We start from the raw sequence: 20059 nt of genomic DNA, 5'->3' as shown, positions 1-20059 counted from the left end.
GCCGGTCCGGTCCGGGCCGGGCGTTCGAAGGACCGGACACCCCATCCAGCACTAACGGCGCACGGGGTGCCGAGGGCACGGCCCGCAGTGCTGTTCATCGGATGAACGCCGATCTGCTCCCGCCTGTGGACGGGCGCGTGCGGTCGTCGGTCCTCTGCGTAGGCTGGAAAATACCCGGCCGCCGCGCCCCACGGCAGCAGAACCGCGCGTACCGCACGCTGTGGCGCGACCGGCCCGCAACGTGCCCATCGCCGTCGACCCCCGAGGTGCCCCCGTGTCCCCGCGTCGTAACCGCTCCCGCAGCGGCGCCGTCAAGTCAGCCAAGGCCGCCCGCACCGGATCCGGGACCCCCGGTGGCGGGGAGCGCGAGGGGCGGGAGCGGTTCGGGCTGCAGCGCACCGAGGACTGGCAGGGCGAGGAGTGGGCCGTCCGGCAGATAAGCGGGGGCGCCGCGGTCAAGCACTACCGGTGCCCCGGCTGTGACCAGGAGATCCCGCCCGGCGTCCCGCACGTGGTCGTCTGGCCTCTGGAGGGCGATGTGGCCGACCGCCGGCACTGGCACCGCGCCTGCTGGAACGCGCGGGACCGCCGGGGCGCCAGGCTCCAGCGGTCCCGCAACGCACCGCGCTACTGACGCGGCTGGGTGGATGCAGCGGGCCCGCGCGGGGCGCCGCTGCGCGCGTCCTACACGTCGCGCTTGTTGAGCAGCGCGTAGGCCGCCGCGAGGACGGCCAGTGTGACGATCGCCAGGCCGCCCAGCAGCGGCCATCCGGTCGCGTCCTGGTCCTCGCTCATCGGGATCCGGTAGAGGGAGGCCAGCCCGTTGAGGGGTGAGTACTCCAGCAGCATCCTGCGGACGTCCTGCAGCGCCTCGCCCACCATGAACAGCGCCATCACCAGCGGCAGCAGCACCACGCCCAGCATCGTGGTGATCGCGCCCGCCGAGTGCCGCAGCAGTGCGCCCACCGCCAGCGACAGCAGCCCCAGCAGTGCCACGTAGAGCCCCGCGCCGACCGTCGCGCCCAGCCATTCGCCGCCCGAGGCGACGACCTTCCCTCCTTCGAAGGACCCGCTGAAGTCCTCGGCGTTCACGTACGAGGGACGGGTCTGGTCGCCCAACAGCGCGGAATTGATCAGCGCGGTGAGCACGCAGGCCAGCGTCGTGGTCACGAAGGCCAGTCCGAAGAAGACCACCGCCTTGGCCAGCAGCACCCTGCCGCGCTGCGGGCAGGCGGTGAGGGTGGTGCGGATCATTCCGGTGCCGTACTCGGAGGTGACCACCAGCACGCCGAGCGTGATCACGCAGATCTGCCCGAGCATCAGCCCGAACAGGCCGCCGGCCAGCAGCGGCTGGCCGGTGAAGTCGTCACCGCTCAGCCCCAGTGCCGTCAGGAAACCGATCCCGACGACGAGGGCGAACATCACGCTGAGCGTCCACACGGTGGAGCGGACGGTGCGGATCTTCGTCCACTCCGAGACCAGCGCGTGGCCCAGGTGGGTGCGCGCCATCGGGATGGGCGAGCTGTAGGGGGCGATACCGTTCGGCCAGTTCCCCTGCGCCGCCTGCTGCTGCGGCGCACCCGGAGCCGCCTGGCCGTCGTGCTGCTGGATGCTCATCAGGCGTCCTCGCCTTCGTTCTTGGCGCTGTCGGGGGCGGTGCCGGGGACTGTGCCGGGCGGGTTTCCGGCCGGCGGACCGACCGGGGGCGCGGGGCTGTCGGTCGCGTACGGATTCGGGGTGCCCGGGCCGCCCGCCGGGGCCTGCGGCGCCCGCATCTGCAGCGTGCCGCCCTCGGGGGCGCGCGGCTGCGGCGGGGCCGCCTGCGGCGGGGTCTGCGGCGCCGGGACGCCCTGCTGCGGGGCGGGTGCGCCCGGCTGCATCGGGACGCCCGGCTGCATGGGGGCGCCCTGCTGCTGCGGCGGACCGTACGGTCCCGGGTACGGGGCGCCCTGCGGCGCCGCCGGCATCTGCGGCGCCGCCGCCATCCCCGGAACAGCGGCCGCCTGCGGCGGCACCGCTCCGGGGCCGGCCGTTCCCGGCGCTGCCATCGGCTGCTGCAGGCCGGAGCGCATGTCGGCCGTCGAGCGGTAGTCCACCGAGCCCTGCGTGAGGCGCATGTACGCCTCCTCCAGCGACGCCTGGTGCGGCGACAGCTCCCACAGCCGCACGTCGGCGCCGTGCGCCAGGTCGCTGATGCGGGGCAGCGGGAGCCCGGTGACGCGCAGCGCCCCGTCCTCCTCGGGCTGTGCCTGGCCGCCCGCCTCCTGCAGCGCCGCCAGCAGCTTCTCCCGCTGCTCCGGGGCACCGTCGGGGGTGCGCACCCGGGCGAAGCCGATGGAGTTGTGCTCGATGAACTCCCGCACGGACATGTCGGCCATCAACTGCCCGCGGCCGATGACGATGAGGTGGTCGGCGGTCTGGGCCATCTCGCTCATCAGATGGCTGGAGACGAACACCGTCCGGCCCTCGGCGGCGAGCTGCCGCATCAGGTTGCGGACCCACAGGATGCCCTCCGGGTCCAGGCCGTTGACCGGCTCGTCGAAGAGCAGCACCTGCGGGTCGCCGAGCAGCGCCGCGGCGATGCCCAGCCGCTGGCCCATGCCCAGGGAGAAGCCCTTGGAGCGCTTCCGGCCGACGTCCTGCAGCCCCACCACGCCCAGCACCTCGTCGACCCGGCGGGCCGGGATACCGGAGAGCTGGGCGAGGGAGAGCAGGTGGTTGCGGGCGCTGCGCCCGCCGTGCACCGCCTTCGCATCGAGGAGCGCTCCGACCTGGCGGGGAGCGTTGGGCAGCCCGCGGAAGGTGTGGCCGCCCACGGTGACCTGGCCGGACGTCGGTGTGTCCAACCCCAGGATCATGCGCATCGTGGTCGATTTCCCGGAGCCGTTGGGCCCCAGGAACCCGGTCACGGCCCCCGGCCGTACCTGGAAGGACAGGTTGTAGACGGCCGTCTTGGCGCCGTAGCGCTTCGTCAGGCCGTACGCCTCGATCATCCTTTGCCCCTGGACGCAGTTCGGGGCGCGTTCGCCCCCGGACATCGGCTAGGAGGCTACGGGGCGGGGAATCGGTTCCCTACGGCGCCCCCTGGCAGTGCGCACGCCCCCGCGGGGCGTCCTCCGGTAGCGCGCGCCGGTGTCCGGGCGTGCCTGGACCGGTGCCCGGGGGCGCCCGTGCCGGTGTCCGGAGCCGGTGTCCGGAGCCGGTGTGCCGCGGGGTTCAGGCGTCGCGCTTCTTGAGGACGAAGAAGCCCGCCAGCAGCGCGGCCGCCGTCCAGGCCACCATGATCAGCAGCCCCTCCCAGGGGCCGTACGGCCGGTTCAGGGTGTCCGGCACCACGGCCATCACCGTCGTCCCCGCCTGGTCCGGGAGGTACTGGCCGACCTTCTTGGTCGCCTCGACGTTGCCCAGGATGTTCGAGATCAGGAAGAAGAACGGCATCAGGATCGCGAACGCCAGCAGCGGGCTGCGCAGCACGAAGGTGATCCCCACGGCGAACATCGCGATCAGCGCCATGTAGATGCCGCCGCCGACCACGGCGCGCAGCACGCCCTCGTCGCCGATGCCCACCCCGTGCGAGCCGAGCAGCGCCTGGCCGAGGAAGAACGCGCAGAAGCTGGTGACCATCCCGACGACGAGGACCAATGCCCCGGCGATCAGCACCTTGCTCCACAGGAACGTGCCCCGCTGCGGAACCGCGGCCAGCGAGTTGCGGATCATACCGGTGCTGTACTCGGCCGAGACGATCAGCACGCCGAACGCGATCATCGCGAGCTGCCCGATGCCCATTCCGGCGAAGCTGGTGTAGGTGGCGTCGAACGTCACCTGCTCCGAGCTGGACATGTCGTCGAAGGTGGACGCGGTCACCCCGCAGATCAGGGCGCCGAGGCCGACCGAGACGAGGAGCGCGGTGGCCAGGGTCCATACGGTGGAGCGGACGGAGCGGACCTTGGTCCACTCGGACTTGAGTACCCGCGTGCTGTGGCTCATCCTCGGCGCCCCTTCCGGTCCTGCCAGTCCTCGCCCCACGCCGGAGGCGGCTGGGCCGCGCCCGGAGGGCTCTGTGGGCCGCCCGGATGCGGCGCCGTCCCCTCCTGCGGCACCGGCGGCGCGTGCGTGCCGCCGGGTGCGGCGGCGTGGTACTCGACGCTCTGGGCCGTCAGCCGCATGAACGCCTCCTCCAGGGAGGCCCGCTGGGTGCTCAGCTCGTGCAGCACCACGCCGTGGGCGGCGGCCAGTTCGCCGATCCGGGGCGCGTCCCCGTCGTCCACCTCCAGGGCGCCCTCCGCACCCGGCACCGGGCGCAGCCCGGCCTCGGTGAGAAGGTCCCGCATCCGCTCCGGCTCCGGGGTGCGCACCCGGACGTGCGTGCGGGAGTTCTCGGCGATGAACTGCGACATCGAGGTGTCCGCCAGCAGCTTGCCCTGCCCGATGACGACCAGATGCTCGGCGGTCTGGGCCATCTCGCTCATCAGATGGCTGGAGACGAACACCGTCCGGCCCTCCCGGGCCAGTTGCTGCATCAGCGTACGGATCCAGTGGATGCCCTCCGGATCCAGGCCGTTGACGGGCTCGTCGAACATCAGGATGCGCGGGTCGCCCAGCAGCGCCGCCGCGATGCCCAGCCGCTGCCCCATGCCCAGGGAGAACCCCTTGGGCCGCTTGCGCGCCACGTCCTGCAGGCCCACCATCTCCAGCGCCTCGCCGACCCGGCGCTCGGGAATCCCGTTGGACTGCGCCAGGCACAGCAGGTGGTCGTGGGCCCGGCGCCCGCCGTGGACGCCCTTGGCCTCCAGCAGCGCGCCGATGCTGTGCAGCGGCTCGCGCAACTCCGCGTAGCGCTTCCCCTCGATCCGGACGTCGCCCCGCGTCGGCTCGTCGAGCCCCAGCACCATGCGCATGGTCGTCGACTTGCCCGCGCCGTTCGGGCCCAGGAATCCGGTGACCGTACCGGGACGTACGGTGAAACTGAGTCCGTCGACGGCCAGCTTGTCACCGTATCTCTTGGTGAGATCCCGCAACTCGATCATTCTTCGACGCTAAGGGCCGGTCCTCGCTCCCGCCACTCGTGTGCATTATCCGCACATCACCCGCACACGCGAAACGCATCGTTCCGATGCGGTCGATCGGCGGTGCGCGGTGTGTCGTACGTACACCTACGCATGGACACGCCGCGCGGGGCCGGTGGGGCTGCTGGAACCCCATCGGCCCCGCGCGGCGGGAACGGTGTACGGGCGCGTCGTACGGCGGACGCGGCGGAGGACGGTGTCTCCGGCGCGGTTGCTCAGCGGGACTGCTGAGCCGGCACCGAGCGGCCCGCGGCCTCCTCGTCGGTGGCTTCCTCGGCGCCGGGCTGGCCCGCGGCCGCCACGGCCGCGCCGGTGAGCGTGGCCAGCATCTCGCGCACGTTGGTGAGCTGCGCGTTGATGCTGTCGCGGCGGTTGGTGAGGGCCGCCAGCTCGCGCTCGGACTCGCTGCGCACCCGGTCGGCCTTCGCGTTGGCGTCGGCCACGATGTCCTCGGCCTGGCGCTGCGCGGTCTCGACGGTCTGCCGGGCGCGCCGCTCCGCGTCCGTGCGCAGCTTCTCGGCCTCCAGGCGGAGCTGCTCGGCGCGGTGCTCGATCTCGGCCAGCCGCTTCTCGGCCTTGGCCTGCCGGGAGGCGAGGTCGCGCTCGGACTGCTCGCGCCGCTTGGCGAGGTTCGTCTCGAAGTCCGCGGCGGCCTGCGCCGCCTTGGCGCGGGTGTCCTCGAAGAGCGAGTCGGCTTCCTCGCGCTTGGACTGGGCGTCCTTCTCGGCCTCGCTGCGCAGCGCGGCGGCCTCGGTCTTCGCCTTGTCGACGATGCCCGAGCCCTCTTCCTCGGCCTTCGCCTTGCGCTCGGCGGCGAACGCCTCGGCGTCGTTGCGCACCTGCTGGGCGGCGCTCTCGGCGAGTTCGCGGTGCTGCTCGGCGGCGCGGCGGGCCTCCTCACGCAGGTCCTTGGCCTCTTCCTCCGCGAGCCGGAGGATCTTCTCGACACGGGCGCCCAGCCCGGCGTACGACGGCTCCGAGTCGTTGACCTGAGCCTGGGCATTCTGCGTTTCGAGGTGCAGCTCCTCGATGCGCTTTTCCAGAGAGGTGATACGGGCCAGGGCGCTGTCACGGTCGGCGACGAGCTTCGTGATGCGGTCGTCCACCTGCCCGCGGTCGTAGCCACGCCGCACGAGCTCGAAGCCGAAGGGGGAGGAAGTGTCGCTCATGGGGTTCCTGTCGAGTCAGACGGGTTATCAGACGGGGGAGTGATAGAGGGAATCCTAGGGGCCGAAGCGGCGTGTCATCGAGCTTATGCGGGTTTGATCTGGAGAATGTGCCCTCGTTCGAGTGGCTAACTCTCCGAACTCTTGCCACTCGAACGAGTTGTACCAGCGCCAACGCCCGCTGTCACACCACCCTTTGCGCCGGTGTCACGTCCACTCTTCCGGCCGGATCCCGCGCCGGCCCCCGCGCCGCGCCCCGACCCGGAGCCGCCGCCGGAGCCGGAAGCGGAATCCTCCTCGGACTCCGGCCCGGAGTCCGCTCCGGCCGCTGACGCCGCCCCCGGCGTCTCGAACGACTCCAGCGCCTCCAGCACGTCCTGCACCCGGGAGATCTCCGCGTTGATGTCCTCCTGGCGGCGCATCAGCACATCCAGCTCCTGCTGCCCCGTCTCGACCGTGTGCCGGGCCTCCTCCGAGGCTTCCTCCCGCATCCGCTCGGCTTCCTGGAGCATGGCGGCCTTCCGCTGCTCGGCCTCCTTCAGCAGCCCCTCGGCCTTCCGGACGGCGGCGATGCGCACCTTGCCCGCCTCGGCATCGGCGTCCGCACGCACCTCCTCGGCCTTCTTCCGTGCCTCGGCGAGCTGCTCCTCGGCGGCCGCAACCAGCTTGTCGCACCGCTCGCCCGCCGACTGCATCGCCTCGGCGGCCTCCCGGCGGGCCCGCTCGTGCAGCTCCTCGACCTCCGCCTCGACGCGGGTGCGCAGCTCCTCGGCGCGCTCGCGGATCGCCCCGGAGTCGCTGCGCGCCTCCTCCAGCATGGTGTCCGCGTCCGAGCGGGCCTTCTCGACCAGCTCCCGGCCCTCGGCCTGCGCCTCGGTCACCAGCCGGTCGGACTCCCCGCGCGCGGCGCCGACCATGGAGTCCGCCTGCTCCTCGGCGGTGGCCTGCGTGCGCAGGGCCTCCTCCTGGGCCTTGGCGAGGAGCTGGTCGGCCTGTTCGGCGGCCTCGGCGCGCTTCTTCGCGGCCTCCTCGCGCGTCTCGTCCAGCAGCCGGTCGGCCTCCGCGCGGGACTCCTCGGCGATCCGCTCCGCCGCGGCATGCGTCTCCTCGCTGAACTGCTCCGCCTCCGCCCGCAGCTCGCCGCCGACCCGCTCGGCCTCGGCGCGGGTCTCCTGGCTGTACTGGTCGGCGCCGGTGCGGGTCTCGGCGCTGTACTGGTCCGCGCCGGTGCGGGTCTCCGCGCTGTACTGCTCCGCCTCGCCGCGCGCGCGGTCCGCCTCCTGCCGGGCCTCGGCGAGGAGCTGGTCGGCCTGTTCGGCGGCCTCGGCGCGCTTCTTCGCGGCCTCCTCGCGCGCCTCGTCCAGCAGCCGGTCGGCCTCCGCGCGGGACTCCTCGCTGCCGCGCTGCGCGTCGGCACGGGTGCGCTCCGCCTCCTCGGCCGCCTCCGAGACCGTCCGCTCGGCCAGCGCCTTGGCGGCGTCGGCCTCCTCCTGCGCCTCGCGGCGCAGCGTCTGCGCCGCGAGCTCGGCCGCCGAGCGCAGCCCGGCGATCTCCTCCTCGGCCTCCTCGCGCAGACCCGCGACCGAGTCGCGCACCTGCTGGGCCGTCTCCTCGGCCGACGCGACGAGTTCGGCCGCGCGCCGCTCGGCCTCCTCCGTCAGCCGCTCGGCCTCCTCCTGCGCCTCGGCCACCCGCTTGCGGGCCGCCGCCAGCAGCTCCTCGCTCTGCTCGCGGGCCGCCGTGCGCTCCTGGTGTGCCTCCTCGCGGGCGGAGGTCAGCAGTTCCTCGGCCTCGCGCCGGCGCCGGGCGGCCTCCTCCTGGGCCGCGCCCAGCGCCTCGGCGGCCTCCGCGTTCGTCCGCTCGGCCGCCGCGTCCGCTTCGGCGCGCACCCGGTCGGCCGTCGTCCTGGCCTCCTCGCGCAGCCGCTCGGCCTCCGCCGTCGCCTCGCTGCGTAGCTGGACGGCGACCGACTCGCCTTCGGCACGAGCCTGCGAGGCGTCCGAAGCGGCCTCGGTGCGCAGCCGCTCCGCCTCCTCCTCGGCCTGCTCGCGCAGCGTGCGCACCCGCTCCGCCGCCTCGCTGCGCAGCCGCTCGGACTCGGCCCTGGCCTCCTCGCGCAGCCGTTCGGCCTCGGTGCGGGCCTCGGCGAGCCCGGACTCGGCCTCCGCCAGCCTGGCCTCGGCCTCCTCGCGCAGCCGGGTCAGCTCCGCCTCGGTCTCGGCCTTCCGCTCGCGGACCGCCTCCTCGGCCTCCTCGCGGGCGCGCCGGGCGGCCTCGTCCGCCTCGGTGCGCGCCTGCTCGGCGTGCTCCTCGGCCTCGGTGCGGGTCTGCTCGGCCTCCGTACGGGCCCGCTCCAGCGCCTCCTCGGCCTGCGTGCGCAGCGCCGTGGCCCGCTCGATCGCCTCCGTGCGCACGCGCTCGCTCTCCGTGGCGGCGTCCGTGCGGGTCTCCTCGGCATCGGCCTTGGCCTTGCCCAGCAGCTCCTCGGCCCGGTTGGCGGCCTCCTCGATCTGCTGGACGGCGTCGCGGCGGGCCTCGCCGCGGATCTTCTCGCCCTCCTCGACCGCCTCGGCGCGCAGTTGCTCGGCCTCGCCGCGCAGCCTGCGGGCCTCCTCCTGGAGCTCGACCGTCTTGGCCCGGTACTCCTTGGTGTCGTCCTTGGCGGCGCCCTTGAGCTCCGCGGCCACGTCGTGCGCCTCGGCGCGCAGCCGGTCGGCCTCCTCCTCGGCCTCCCGGCGCAGCCGCTCCGCCTCCTCGGCGGCCGACTTCGTGGTGGCCTGAGCCTCCTCCGAGGCGCGGTTGAGGACGTCCTCGGCCGTGCGGGCCGCCTCGGCGAGCTGGTTCGCGGACTCCTCGGCGGTGGTGGTGCGGGCCTTCTCGCGGGCCTCGGCGATCAGCCGCTCGCCCTCGGCCCGGGCATCCTCGCGGACCTGCTCCGCCTCGGCGGTGATGGCCTCGGCGTCCTTGGTGGCCTGGCCGACGAGCCGGGCCACCTCCGCCTTGGCGGTGCGGGTGCGCTGCTCGTTCACCGACTCGGAGTCGCTGAGCCGCTTGCCCGCCTCCTCCTCGGCCTCCTGGAGCTTCTCGGCGGCCTGCTCCCGGGCCTCGCGCAGGGCCTCCTCGGCCTCCCGCATCCGCTCCTCGGCGCCGCGCATCAGCTCGGCGGACTCGCGGCGGCTGCTCTCCACCTCTCCCGCGGTGGAGCTGCGGAGCTGCTCGGCGTGGTCGGTGGCCTCCTGCGCCTGGGTGGAGGCGGCGGTCAGCAGCCGCTCGGCGTCGGCGCGGGCCCGCCGCAGGACCGCTTCGGCCTCGCTGCGGGCCTGCTCGGCCTCGGTGGTCAGCCGCTGCCGCGACTCCTCGGTCAGCCGCTGCGCCTCGGCGCGCGCCTGGGAGAGCGCCTGCTCGGACTCGGCGCGGGTCTCCTCCATGAGCCGGCGGGCCTGCTGCTCGGTGCGGGAGCGGAGCTGCTCGGCCCAGGCCACGTTCTCGTTGACGTGGGTCTCGACCGTCGCGCGGCGGTCGGCCAGCTCCTGGTCGAGCTGCTGGCGGCGGCGTACCGCCTCGGCGTGCAGCTCGGCCTCCAGCCGCGCCTGCTGCTCGGCCTGCTCCTGGAGCACCCGCTGGGTCTGGGCGCGCGCCTCGCGCAGCTCCCGCTCGGCGTCGGCGCGCATCTGGTCGGCCTGGAGCTGGGCGTTGCGCAGCAACTGCTCGGCCTGATGGGAGAGATTGTCGTACCCCGCCGGGCGCGTGGCCAGGGCGCGGCGCGCCTCGTGCAGCTTGGCGCGCAGCACTTCGACCTGGTAGCCGAGGTCGTCGGCATGCTCGACGGCCTTCTCCCGCTCCTTCTTCAGCCGCTCCATCTCGGCCTCGAACTGCGAGAGGTGATCGTCAGCCTCGTAGCGGTCGTAGCCCCGCACTGCGCGGTCCCATCCGTCCCCTGGTAGTCGTGGAGATGACCCGAGCCCTCTCCCGGACTTGAATAGACACGTCTTCCGGAAATGGTGTCAGATCATCGGCGGAACGTGGACCGAGCCCCCAGCCCGGAGATCTCCGTACGGGTGGGGAGGGCCCGCCCCGGCCGAAGGGCCACTCTACCGGGCCTGGAAGCCGACGTCAGTGGTCCGTTGGTGCTGCAGTGGTCCAGGGGGTACGGGGGCGGTGCGCCGGGCATGGCGGAGTGTGACCGGATCGACGGGCGAGGTGGGCGATCAGGGTGTGCCGGTCCCTCGGGGCGCGGGCCGCGCCGTCGCCCGGACGGCGCGCGGTGCCCCGCCGGACCGGGGGTCCGGTGCCCGTGGCGGTCCGGGACTCAGTGCTCCCCGTCGCCGGGCGCCGCCGCGGTGACCAGTTCGGTGAGCACCCCGTGGCAGTCCTTGGGGTGCAGGAACGTGATCCGCGAGTCCATGCTGCCCCTGCGGGGCTCGTCGTACAGCACGCGGACGCCCTTGTCGCGGATGGCCTCCGCCTCGCCGTCCACGTCCGCGGTGCCGAACGCGATGTGGTGGACGCCCTCGCCGTTCTTGGCCAGCCACTTGGCGACCGCCGAGTCCTCCCGGATGGGCTCCAGGAGCTGCAGGTAGGAGGCGCCGCCGTCGTCCGTGCCGTTGATCCGCAGCATGGCCTCGCGGACGCCCTGCTCCTGGTTGACCTCGGTGTGGAACACCTGGAAGCCGTAGGTGCGAGAGTAGAAGTCGACGGTGGCCTCCAGGTCCCGGCAGGCGATTCCGATGTGGTCGATACGCGTCAGCATGGGGAACAGTGCAGCGCTCTCCGCGCGGTTACGCAACGTGCGCACGGTCACACTCATCGACCGGTGACCGCGGGTGGTACCGCTCAGTATCTTGAGTGGTAACCCTCGTTAACTTCCCCCCGGAAGGGAACTTCACATGACTCCCACCCCCAGCAGCACCACATCCGTGATCGTCTCCGGAGCCCGCACGCCCATGGGGCGGCTGCTCGGTTCGCTGAAGTCCTTCTCGGGGGCGGACTTGGGCGGCTTCGCCATCAAGGCGGCCCTGGAGCGGGCGGGAATCGGCGGCGACCAGGTCGAGTACGTGATCATGGGCCAGGTCCTGCAGGCCGGGGCCGGGCAGATCCCGGCGCGCCAGGCCGCGGTCAAGGCCGGCATCCCGATGAACGTCCCGGCACTGACCGTGAACAAGGTGTGCCTCTCCGGGCTCGACGCCATCGCGCTCGCCGACCAACTGGTGCGCGCGGGCGAGTTCGACGTCGTCGTCGCGGGCGGCCAGGAGTCGATGACCAACGCCCCGCACCTGATGCCCAAGTCCCGCGAGGGCTACAAGTACGGCTCCCTCGAGGTGCTCGACTCCATGGCGCACGACGGCCTGACGGACTCCTTCGACGGCGTGGCCATGGGCGCCTCCACCGAGAAGCACAACACCCGCCTGGGCATCCCGCGCGAGGTGCAGGACGAGATCGCCGCCCGCTCCCACCAGCGGGCCGCCGCCGCGCAGCGCGACGGGCTCTTCCAGGCGGAGATCACCCCCGTGGAGATCCCGCAGCGCAAGGGCGACCCGGTGCTCTTCTCCGAGGACGAGGGCATCCGGGGCGACTCCACCGCCGAGTCGCTGGGCAAGCTGCGGCCCGCGTTCGCCAAGGACGGCACGATCACCGCCGGTTCCGCCTCCCAGATCTCCGACGGCGCCGCGGCGGTCGTGGTGATGAGCAAGGCGAAGGCCGAGGAGCTCGGTGTGGAGTGGATCGCCGAGATCGGTGCACACGGCAACGTCGCCGGGCCGGACAACTCGCTCCAGTCGCAGCCCTCGAACGCCATTCAGCACGCGCTGAAGAAGGCGGGGCACGCGGTCGCCGACCTCGACCTGGTCGAGATCAACGAGGCGTTCGCGGCCGTCGCGTACCAGTCCATGAAGGACCTGGAAATCGGCCCCGAAAAGGTGAACGTGAACGGCGGTGCCATCGCCCTGGGGCACCCCATCGGGATGTCCGGGGCGCGCCTGGTCCTCCACCTCGCGCTGGAGTTGAAGCGGCGCGGGGGCGGGCTGGGCGCCGCGGCCCTCTGCGGGGGTGGCGGACAGGGCGACGCCCTGCTGATCCGCGTCCCCTGACGGCGGCTCTCCCGCCGGGGCCCGGGAAGTCGTTCCCGGGCCGGGCGGTCGCCCCGGCGGGTGCCCTCCGTCCGCCGGTGGCGGGTCGCAGCGGGCTGCAGCAGGATGCGGCGGGACGGCCCGGGTCCGGAGCGGAGATCCCGCCGCAACCGGGTAGGAGGAACGGACAGACGGTGACAGCCCAGAACGGAGCGGTTTGACATGGCGGATGTCGCAGCGCTGGTGGCGGCGGCCCGGGAGGGCGCGCCGCGGGCCGTGGCGCGGCTGATCTCCCTCGTCGAGGGAGCCTCCCCGCAGCTTCGCGAGGCCATGGCGGCCGTCGCGCCCCACTGCGGCAACGCCTATGTGGTCGGCCTGACGGGGTCGCCCGGCGTCGGCAAGTCCACCACCACCTCCGCGCTGGTCACCGCGTACCGCGCGCAGGGCAGGCGGGTGGGCGTGCTGGCCGTCGACCCGTCCTCGCCGTTCTCCGGCGGCGCCCTGCTGGGGGACCGGGTGCGGATGGGGGAGCATGCCTCCGACCCGGGCGTCTACATCCGGTCCATGGCCACCCGCGGCCACCTGGGCGGCCTGGCCTGGGCGGCCCCGCAGGCGATCCGGATGCTGGACGCGGCGGGCTGCGACGTGATCCTGGTCGAGACCGTCGGTGTCGGGCAGTCCGAGGTCGAGATCGCGGCGCAGGCGGACACCAGCGTGGTGCTGCTCGCGCCCGGCATGGGCGACGGCATCCAGGCGGCGAAGGCCGGAATCCTGGAGATCGGCGACGTCTACGTCGTCAACAAGGCCGACCGGGACGGCGCCGACGCCACCGTCCGCGAACTCAACCACATGCTCGGGCTGGGCGAGGCCCGCAGCCCCGGCGACTGGCGGCCGCCGGTGGTCAGGACCGTGGCCGCGCGCGGCGAGGGGCTGGAGGAGATGGTCGCGGCCCTGGACAAGCACCGCGGCTGGATGGAGGAGCGCGGCGTGCTGGCCGAGCGCCGCGCGGCACGTGCCGCGAAGGAGATCGAGACCATCGCGGTCACCGCGCTGCGCCGCCGCATCGGCGAGCTGCGGGGCGGCAAGCGGCTCGACGCGCTGGCCGCGCGGGTGGTCGAGGGGACGCTGGACCCCTACACCGCGGCCGACGAGCTGGTCGAGGGCGTCACCGAGGGGTGAGGCCCGGACCAGGACGACGGAGCGGTCGTCGTCCTTCCGCGTCCACCCGGTTCCCGACGACGCCCCCGGGAGTGGGGCCGGCAGGTGCGGGAGCGCTACACGCGGCCCCGCTCGGTGCGGAGCTTCTCCGCCATGGGGCGCAGGATGCGCTCCAGATGGGCGAGGTCCGAGGGGGAGACCCCGTCGATGAAGTGGCGCCGCACCGAGGCGACATGGTGCGGTGCCACCGTGCGCATGGTCTCCCAGCCGTGCTCGGTGAGCACCGCGAACAGCCCTCTCTTGTCCGACTCGCAGGACTCCCGCCGCACCAGCCCGGCCTTCTCCATCCTGGTGATCTGGTGCGACAGCCGGCTCTTGGACTGGAGCGTCGCTGTGGCCAGGTCGGTCATCCGCAAGCGGTGCTCGGGCGACTCCGAGAGATTCACGAGTATCTCGTAGTCGTTGAGGGTCAACCCGAACGGTTGCAGATCGCGCTCGAGCTGATAGCTGAGCAGCCTGCCGACGTCGAGGTGGGTGCGCCAGGCGCGCTGCTCGTCCTCGGTGAGCCAACGGGTGCCGTCATCGGTGTCCATACCGTGAGACTCTACCCACGCTCGTACAGGCGTGCTTACGCCGCGTGGTATCTGCGCTCCGCAGCGTTGCCGGACGGCTGTTCAGAGCCCCAGACGGCGCTGGAGACTGCCGAACTGGCCCGGTAGCTGCGGCCCCTGCTGCCCGCCGTGGCCGCTGTCGCCGCCCTGGCCGCCGGGTACCCCGGCCTGCTGCGGGACGCCGCCCGTGTCGCGCTCGTCCATGAGCACCTCGGACGACTGGATCAGCACGGTGCCCGCTCCGACGAACTCGAACTGGTGCTCCTCGCCGGAGGCGCCGCCCACCCCCGTCATGGCGCGCAACCCGCCCATGACGCCCTTGAGGTACCGGTGGTCGTAGTGGTGGCACGGCGAAGGGCAGTCCGCCCAGCCGACCAGTGCCTGCGGATCGACCCGCACCGGTGGCTCCACGAAGTGCACCTCCCCGTTCGAGGCGGCCACGAAGGAGCCGGTGCCGATCAGGGTGAGGAAGCCCGGGATGATCGACTGCTTCAGCGAGAGGGACGGGTCGAAGGCGAGCAGGTTGCCGGACCGGACGGTCAGATTGCCGTCCTCCAGGTCGTAGGAGTTGATGTCGAAGGCGCGGTCGGCCAGCAGCAGTTTGCCGCGCCCCTGGGCGACGACCCAGTCCGCGGCGTGCAGCGGGGAGTGGAAGCTGCTCGCGACGAGTCCGTCCAGCGGTCCGTGCCCGATCCCGTGGAAGTCGATCTGCCCGTAGTAGGCGATCATCTTCCCCTTCTGCAGGAACCACTGGCCGTCCAGCTCGACGCAGAAGGCGTAGGGGTTGACGTTGTCGTTCGCGGGCAGCGACGCCGCGTCGTACACCTGGTAGTCCTGCGGGGCGCCCCCCTGCGGCGGCTGGGACATCACAGCTTCTCCTCACTGGCCTGCACGAAGACGGCGCCGCTGCCGGACAGTTCGAGCTGGAACGCCTCGCCCGAGCCGCGCCCCACCATGTCCCGCCAGCCCAGCGCCGAGGACAGCTTGTTGCGTACGTCGCCGAAGTGCGCCACATACGCCTGGGGATCCACATGGACGGGGCGGCCGGGGGCGATGGGGAGCTGGACGATGCCGCCGTGCGCCATCACGGCCGCCGAGCCCTGCCCGGAGAGCGTGGTGGTGAACAGGCCCTGCCCGGAGACCTGGCCGCGCACCATGCCCATCACCCCGCCGTCCCTGCCGAGGAAGAGGGTGCCCTGCCGCAGGGTGCCGTCGAAGGCGAGGAGGCGGTCCGACTCGACGCACAGCGTGTCGCCGTCGAGGTCGATCACCTGGATGTGGTGGCCGCCGTGGCCGAACATCACGGTGCCGTCGCCCTCCACGGTCATCAGCGGCGCGGCCTCGCCCGCCACCCGGCGGCCGATCATCGACATCACACCGCCCTGGCCGCCCTGGATGTTGGGCGTGAAGGAGACCTCGCCCCGGTAGCCGACCATCGCGCCGCGCTGGCTGAACATCCGCTGCCCGGGGACGACACGGGCCTCCACCAGCTTGCCGGACAACTCCCGGAACGGCATCAGACGTCCCCTCCCAGCGTGTTGCGCTCGCTCGGCTGCACGTACACCAGCCCCGTGCCCTCGAACCGGACCTGGAACGCCTCGCCGGAGCCCTCGCCCATCAGCGTGCGGAAGTTCACCCCGGACTGGAAGCTCTGCCGCAGATCCCCTTGGTGTGCGACATAGGCGCCCGGGTCGACCTGGAGCGGGGTCTGCGGAGTGACCCGCAGCAGCACCGCGGGGCCTGCCGACATCAGCGCCGCCTGGCCGGTGCCCTCGACGGAGGTGGTGAACAGCCCGTTGCCCTGGGAGGCCCCGCGCAGTCCGGTGAAGCTGGTACCGGTGCGCAGACCACTGTCCGTGCACAGCAGGTTGCTCGCCTCGACGTGCAGCTTCTCGCCGTTCAGCCGGACGAGGTTGATGTCGCAGGCCCGGTCGGCGAAGTAGCAGGTGCCCCGGCCCTTCACCTCCATCACCGTCATCTGCTCGCCGGTGAGCCGGCGCGTGACCATGCCACGCACGCCCTCGCCGCCGCCGCTCAACTTCTTGAACGCCATCTCGCCGTCGTAGGCGACCATCGAGCCGTTCTTCGCCTTGACCGCGTCGCCGCCGCCCTCGAGCGTGACGGCCAGCACCTTGGTGCCGTCGAGTCGGAACTGAGCCACGCGACGAACCTACCCTGCGGCCCGAGATCCATTGCAGGGCTGCCACAATGGAAGAGCTTGTGCGTTCCTTCACAAACGCCGGGCGCCGCTCGTCCCCTTCTCCGCGGCTTCCCCGCACCGCCGACCCCGCTCGACCCATACGATCTGAGGACCTGCCGTGGCCATACTGGAAACTCCTAGCGGCCTGCCGCCCAAGGCGGTCTCCGCCTTGCGCCGTCTGCGACTCACCTCGGTGCCCGAGGCGATCTCCTTCCTCATCCTGCTCCCCTGCTCGCTGCTGAAGTGGGCGACGGACATCGGCTGGGCGCCGGGCGCCGTGAAGGTGATGGGTCCCATTCACGGAGTCCTGTTCCTCATCTACGTCCTCTTCTGGCTGGACGCCTGGTACCGGAACAAGTGGGACCGGAACCGCGCCGCGCTCTACTTCGTCCTCTCGGTGCTCCCGACCGGCGGCTTCTTCGCGGACAAGATGCTCCGCAAGGAGGAGGAAGCGGGAGTGATCGCGGCGCGCGCCCGCAAGGAGCAGACCTCGCCCAGCGCGGTCAACTCGTGATCGTCGCCTTCTCCGTCACGCCGCTGGGGGTCGGCGAGGACGTGGGCGAGTACGTCGCCGACGCCGTGCGGGTGGTCCGCGCGTCCGGGCTGCCGCACCGGACCGACGCCATGTTCACCTCGTTGGAAGGCGACTGGGAGGAGTGCATGGAGGTCGTACGGCAGGCGGTCGCGGCGGTCGAGGCGCGGGCGCCCCGGGTCTCGCTCGTCCTCAAGGCCGACATCCGGCCCGGCGTCACCGACGGACTCACCGCGAAGGTCGCGACGGTCGACCGGTACCTCGACGGGAGCTGACCGGGCCCGGCGGAGCGGAGCCGCCCTCGTCCCGGCCGGCTGCCAGCGCCCGGCCCAGCGGCGTCCGCCCGTAGAGCACCTGGCGGCCGGCCCGCGACGAGGCCAGCAGCCCCGCGCCGCGCAGCGCCGCGAGGTGGGCGGAGACCGAGGAGGGTGCCAGGCCCAGCCGGGCCGCCAGGGCGCTGGTGGAGGCGGGCTCCGCCAGCGCGGCCAGCACGGCGGCGCGGTTGCGGCCCAGCAGCCGGGCCAGGGCGCGCGACGGATCGTCCGGCGCGGCCCCCCACAGCCGGGCTATGCCGCGTGCCGGATACATCAGCGCGGCCGGTGCGGGCGGGTCGAACCCCGCCGCCACGGTGGGCCACACGAACACGCTGGGGACCAGCGTGACCCCCTCTCCGCCGGCGAGGGCGCGGGTGTGCCGGGGTGGCCGGTCCACCCGCAGCGTCCCGTCCTGCCAGCTCACCCGGGGGTGCAGCGCCGCGAACACCCGGGCCAGGCCGCCCTCCGCGAGCTGCCGCGCCCGGAAGCCGATGTCCGCCTCCAGCACGGCGCGCAGCCGGGGCCACTCCGGTGCGACGAGCGCCTCCCACGCCCGGGTCTCGGCTGCCGCCAGCGCCTCCACCGCACCTGCCGGATCGCCGAGCAGTTCACGCGCCGTGCGGGACTCCGCCGCGCCGGGGGTGTCCGCGAGCGCCCGGACGATCTCGGCGTGCGCCCGGGCCGGGTCGGTGGCCCGCACCCGCCCGATCTCCTCCGCGAAGCTGCTCGCGGGCCCGGCCGGTGCGGGGAAGAGGAAGTCCGGGGTGTAGCCGCGCCGGGGCAGCACTGCCCGCAGCGGTTCCAGCGCGAGGGAGCGCGCGAGCGGCAGTGCGCGCCGTACCCAGTGCCGGTGCGGGGTGGCGTCCCGGGCGTGCACGAGCAGGCGCACGGCGGCCTGCGTCTCCCACACCGGCGAGAGCGCGAACCGGCAGTGGAGCGGATCGGCGGGGCCGAAGCGGATCTCGAACGGCACGGGTGCTCCCTGGGCGGGTCCGGCCGGGTACGGCCGAGGGCGGACGATTCGGCTGCAGCCGAAACTCTGTCCCGCGCGGGCCGCCTGGTCCAGCCTCGGTTCATGCCACCGGACAACGAACCGAGCACCTCGTCGGACAGCGCGCGGGCGGACGCGGTCCCGCAGCGGGCGGACAGCGCGCGAGCCGACAGCGAGTGCGCCGACAGCGAGCGAACCGACAGCGCGCGGGCGGGCGCGGTCCCGCAGCGGGCGCGCTACGCCGGGCTCTTCCGGGTGCCGGAGTTCCGCGCCGTGTTCGCGGCGCATGTGCTCTCCCTGCTGGGGACGGTCGTGGCGGGACTCGCACTGCCCGTGATGATCTACGCGGAGACCTCCTCGCCGCTGCTGAGCGCCCTGACCTTCGCACTCGGCTTCCTGCCGAACGCGGTGGGCGGGGCCGCGCTGGCCTCGGTGGCGGACCGGTTCAGCGCCCGCCGGGTACTGGTCGGCTGCGACGTGTTCAGCGCGGCCTGCGTCGCCGCGATGCTGCTGCCGGGGGCGCAGGTCGCGCTGCTGCTCGCGCTGCGGGCCGCGGCCGCCTTCGTGCAGCCGCTGTTCACCGGGGTGCGGGCCGCCAGCCTGGGCGCCATCCTGCCGGGCCAGGACGCGTTCGTGCTCGGCCGGTCGCTGCTGCGGGTCGTCGCGCAGAGCGCCCTGATCGTCGGCAACGCGGCGACCGGGCTGCTGCTGGTCGTCATCGCGCCGCGCACGGCGCTGGTCCTCACCGTCGCCGGGTTCCTGGGGTCGGCGCTGATCCTGCAGACCGGCACCCGGCTGCGGCCGGCGCTGGTGCGCGCGGCCGCACACACCCGCGGCGGCACCCGCCGGCTGCTGGCCGATCCGCGGGTGCGGGCGCTGCTGCTGCTGTGCTGGCTGCCGCCGCTGTTCGCCGTCGTCCCCGAGGGGCTGGCCGCGCCGTACGCCGACGCGCTGGGGGCCGGGCCCGTCGGGGTGGGTGTGCTGCTGGCCGCGGCGCCCGTGGGCAGCGTGGCGGGCGAGCTGGCCGTCGGTTCGCTGCTGTCCCCGGCGGCCCGCGAGCGGCTGGTCCTGCCGCTCGCCGCCACGCTGCTGCTCCCGCTGCTCGTCTTCGTCCTGCGCCCGGGGCTGCCGCTGGCACTGGCCGCGCTGTGCCTCTCGGGCGCGGGCCTGGGCTACACCCTGGGCCTGGACCGGTGGTTCTTCGACGCGGCCCCCGAGGAGCTGCGGGGCCGGGCCCTGACGCTGATGACGGCGGGCCTGATGAGCTCCCAGGGGCTGGGGATGGCGCTGGGCGGAGCACTGGCCGAGGCCGTGCCGGCGCACACCGTCATCGCGCTGACCGGTGCCGTGGGCACCGGGTGCGTGATGTGGAACGCCCGGAGGGTGAGACGACTTCAGCCGGTACATGACCGGCCGGTAGGGTCGTAGGGTGCCCAAGCCGCTCAGTCTGACGTTCGACCCGATCGCCCGTGCCGATGAGCACTGGAAGCAGCGATGGGGCTCGGTCCCGTCCATGGCCGCGATCACTTCGATCATGCGCGCTCACCAGATCCTGCTGTCCGAGGTCGACGCGGTGGTCAAGCCCTACGGGCTGACGTTCGCGCGGTACGAGGCCCTGGTGCTGCTGACCTTCTCGAGGAAGGGCGAGCTGCCGATGTCGAAGATCGGCGAACGGCTGATGGTGCATCCGACGTCGGTGACCAACACCGTGGACCGGCTGCAGGCGGCGGGCTTCGTGGAGAAGCGGCCCAATCCCGACGACGGCCGCGGCACCCTCGCGGCGATCACCGACAAGGGCCGCGAGGTGTGCGACGCGGCCACCGAGGACCTGATGGCCATGGACTTCGGCCTCGGCGCCTACGACGTCGGGCAGCTCGGCGACATCTTCGCCCTGCTGCGCCCGCTGCGGGTGGCCGCCGGGGACTTCCCCGAGGAGCCCGGGCACTGAGCCGGATC

The 20059-nt window shown here is 73.2% G+C and carries 19 protein-coding genes; 7 read left to right on the top strand and 12 right to left on the bottom strand.

Features of this window, described 5'->3' with window-relative positions:
* The first annotated feature begins 274 nt into the window (after window positions 1-274).
* On the top strand, window positions 275-634 hold the full coding sequence (locus tag BMX65_RS21195) for an ATP/GTP-binding protein (RefSeq protein WP_075001935.1): 360 nt from the start codon (window positions 275-277) through the stop codon (window positions 632-634).
* Window positions 635-684: 50 nt separating this feature from the next.
* Here the strand turns inward: BMX65_RS21195 and BMX65_RS21190 are convergent, their stop codons facing one another.
* The 7 genes from BMX65_RS21190 to mce form a co-directional block, all read right to left on the bottom strand.
* Window positions 685-1617, bottom strand: a complete 933-nt coding sequence (locus BMX65_RS21190; RefSeq protein WP_075001934.1) for an ABC transporter permease subunit — start codon at window positions 1615-1617, stop codon at window positions 685-687.
* Window positions 1617-2993 carry an ABC transporter ATP-binding protein gene (locus BMX65_RS21185; protein ID WP_075001933.1) on the bottom strand — a complete coding sequence of 459 codons (1377 nt, stop codon included), beginning with the start codon at window positions 2991-2993 and terminating at the stop codon, window positions 1617-1619. Before BMX65_RS21185 ends, BMX65_RS21190 begins: the two co-directional genes overlap by 1 nt.
* Window positions 2994-3216: 223 nt before the next feature.
* Window positions 3217-3987 (bottom strand): ABC transporter permease, encoded by a 771-nt coding sequence (locus tag BMX65_RS21180; protein WP_075001932.1) that lies wholly within the window; start codon window positions 3985-3987, stop codon window positions 3217-3219.
* Window positions 3984-5027 (bottom strand): ABC transporter ATP-binding protein, encoded by a 1044-nt coding sequence (locus BMX65_RS21175; RefSeq protein ID WP_075001931.1) that lies wholly within the window; start codon window positions 5025-5027, stop codon window positions 3984-3986. Before BMX65_RS21175 ends, BMX65_RS21180 begins: the two co-directional genes overlap by 4 nt.
* Before the next feature lie 254 nt (window positions 5028-5281).
* Window positions 5282-6235 carry a coiled-coil domain-containing protein gene (locus BMX65_RS21170; RefSeq protein ID WP_075001930.1) on the bottom strand — a complete coding sequence of 318 codons (954 nt, stop codon included), beginning with the start codon at window positions 6233-6235 and terminating at the stop codon, window positions 5282-5284.
* 125 nt (window positions 6236-6360) lie between these two features.
* Window positions 6361-10149: a polarized growth protein Scy gene (gene scy, locus BMX65_RS21165; protein ID WP_075001929.1), complete on the bottom strand. Its 3789-nt coding sequence runs from the start codon at window positions 10147-10149 to the stop codon at window positions 6361-6363.
* A 392-nt stretch (window positions 10150-10541) separates the two neighbouring features.
* Window positions 10542-10982: a methylmalonyl-CoA epimerase gene (mce, locus tag BMX65_RS21160; RefSeq protein ID WP_075001928.1), complete on the bottom strand. Its 441-nt coding sequence runs from the start codon at window positions 10980-10982 to the stop codon at window positions 10542-10544.
* A 136-nt stretch (window positions 10983-11118) separates the two neighbouring features.
* On the opposite strand from mce, the gene BMX65_RS21155 reads away from it, so the two are divergent.
* A complete protein-coding gene (locus BMX65_RS21155) occupies window positions 11119-12318 on the top strand; it encodes an acetyl-CoA C-acetyltransferase (RefSeq protein ID WP_075001927.1) in 1200 nt (399 codons plus the stop codon).
* Between the two features lie 201 nt (window positions 12319-12519).
* Window positions 12520-13476, top strand: a complete 957-nt coding sequence (gene meaB / locus BMX65_RS21150) for a methylmalonyl Co-A mutase-associated GTPase MeaB (protein ID WP_075001926.1) — start codon at window positions 12520-12522, stop codon at window positions 13474-13476.
* A 95-nt stretch (window positions 13477-13571) separates the two neighbouring features.
* Here meaB and BMX65_RS21145 read toward each other — a convergent pair whose 3' ends face one another.
* The 4 genes from BMX65_RS21145 to BMX65_RS21130 form a co-directional block, all read right to left on the bottom strand.
* Window positions 13572-14048 (bottom strand): MarR family winged helix-turn-helix transcriptional regulator, encoded by a 477-nt coding sequence (locus tag BMX65_RS21145; protein WP_075001925.1) that lies wholly within the window; start codon window positions 14046-14048, stop codon window positions 13572-13574.
* Between the two features lie 81 nt (window positions 14049-14129).
* Entirely contained in the window at window positions 14130-14933 is an 804-nt protein-coding gene (locus tag BMX65_RS21140) for an AIM24 family protein (protein ID WP_075001924.1), read from the bottom strand.
* A complete protein-coding gene (locus tag BMX65_RS21135; RefSeq protein WP_075001923.1) occupies window positions 14933-15583 on the bottom strand; it encodes an AIM24 family protein in 651 nt (216 codons plus the stop codon). Before BMX65_RS21135 ends, BMX65_RS21140 begins: the two co-directional genes overlap by 1 nt.
* A complete protein-coding gene (locus BMX65_RS21130) occupies window positions 15583-16227 on the bottom strand; it encodes an AIM24 family protein (protein ID WP_075001922.1) in 645 nt (214 codons plus the stop codon). The genes BMX65_RS21135 and BMX65_RS21130 overlap by 1 nt, the downstream gene beginning before the upstream one ends.
* Window positions 16228-16384: 157 nt before the next feature.
* On the opposite strand from BMX65_RS21130, the gene BMX65_RS21125 reads away from it, so the two are divergent.
* Window positions 16385-16780 (top strand): DUF3817 domain-containing protein, encoded by a 396-nt coding sequence (locus BMX65_RS21125; protein ID WP_075001921.1) that lies wholly within the window; start codon window positions 16385-16387, stop codon window positions 16778-16780.
* On the top strand, window positions 16777-17073 hold the full coding sequence (locus BMX65_RS21120; protein WP_075001920.1) for an MTH1187 family thiamine-binding protein: 297 nt from the start codon (window positions 16777-16779) through the stop codon (window positions 17071-17073). Before BMX65_RS21125 ends, BMX65_RS21120 begins: the two co-directional genes overlap by 4 nt.
* Here the strand turns inward: BMX65_RS21120 and BMX65_RS21115 are convergent.
* Window positions 17027-18085, bottom strand: a complete 1059-nt coding sequence (locus BMX65_RS21115) for an ArsR/SmtB family transcription factor (RefSeq protein ID WP_079172013.1) — start codon at window positions 18083-18085, stop codon at window positions 17027-17029. The two genes, BMX65_RS21120 and BMX65_RS21115, sit on opposite strands and share 47 nt — an antisense overlap.
* 102 nt (window positions 18086-18187) lie before the next feature.
* Between BMX65_RS21115 and BMX65_RS21110 the strand changes: the two genes are divergently transcribed.
* Together BMX65_RS21110 and BMX65_RS21105 are read left to right on the top strand one after the other, a co-directional pair.
* Entirely contained in the window at window positions 18188-19531 is a 1344-nt protein-coding gene (locus BMX65_RS21110) for an MFS transporter (RefSeq protein WP_075002024.1), read from the top strand.
* A 1-nt stretch (window position 19532) separates the two neighbouring features.
* Window positions 19533-20051 carry a MarR family winged helix-turn-helix transcriptional regulator gene (locus BMX65_RS21105; protein WP_075001919.1) on the top strand — a complete coding sequence of 173 codons (519 nt, stop codon included), beginning with the start codon at window positions 19533-19535 and terminating at the stop codon, window positions 20049-20051.
* Window positions 20052-20059 lie beyond the last annotated feature (8 nt).

It is taken from the genome of Streptomyces qinglanensis, assembly GCF_900111245.1.
Lineage (GTDB): Bacteria > Actinomycetota > Actinomycetes > Streptomycetales > Streptomycetaceae > Streptomyces > Streptomyces qinglanensis.
The sequence above is the reverse complement of the archived record's forward strand: the minus strand, read 5'-3'. Positions and strand labels throughout refer to the sequence as shown.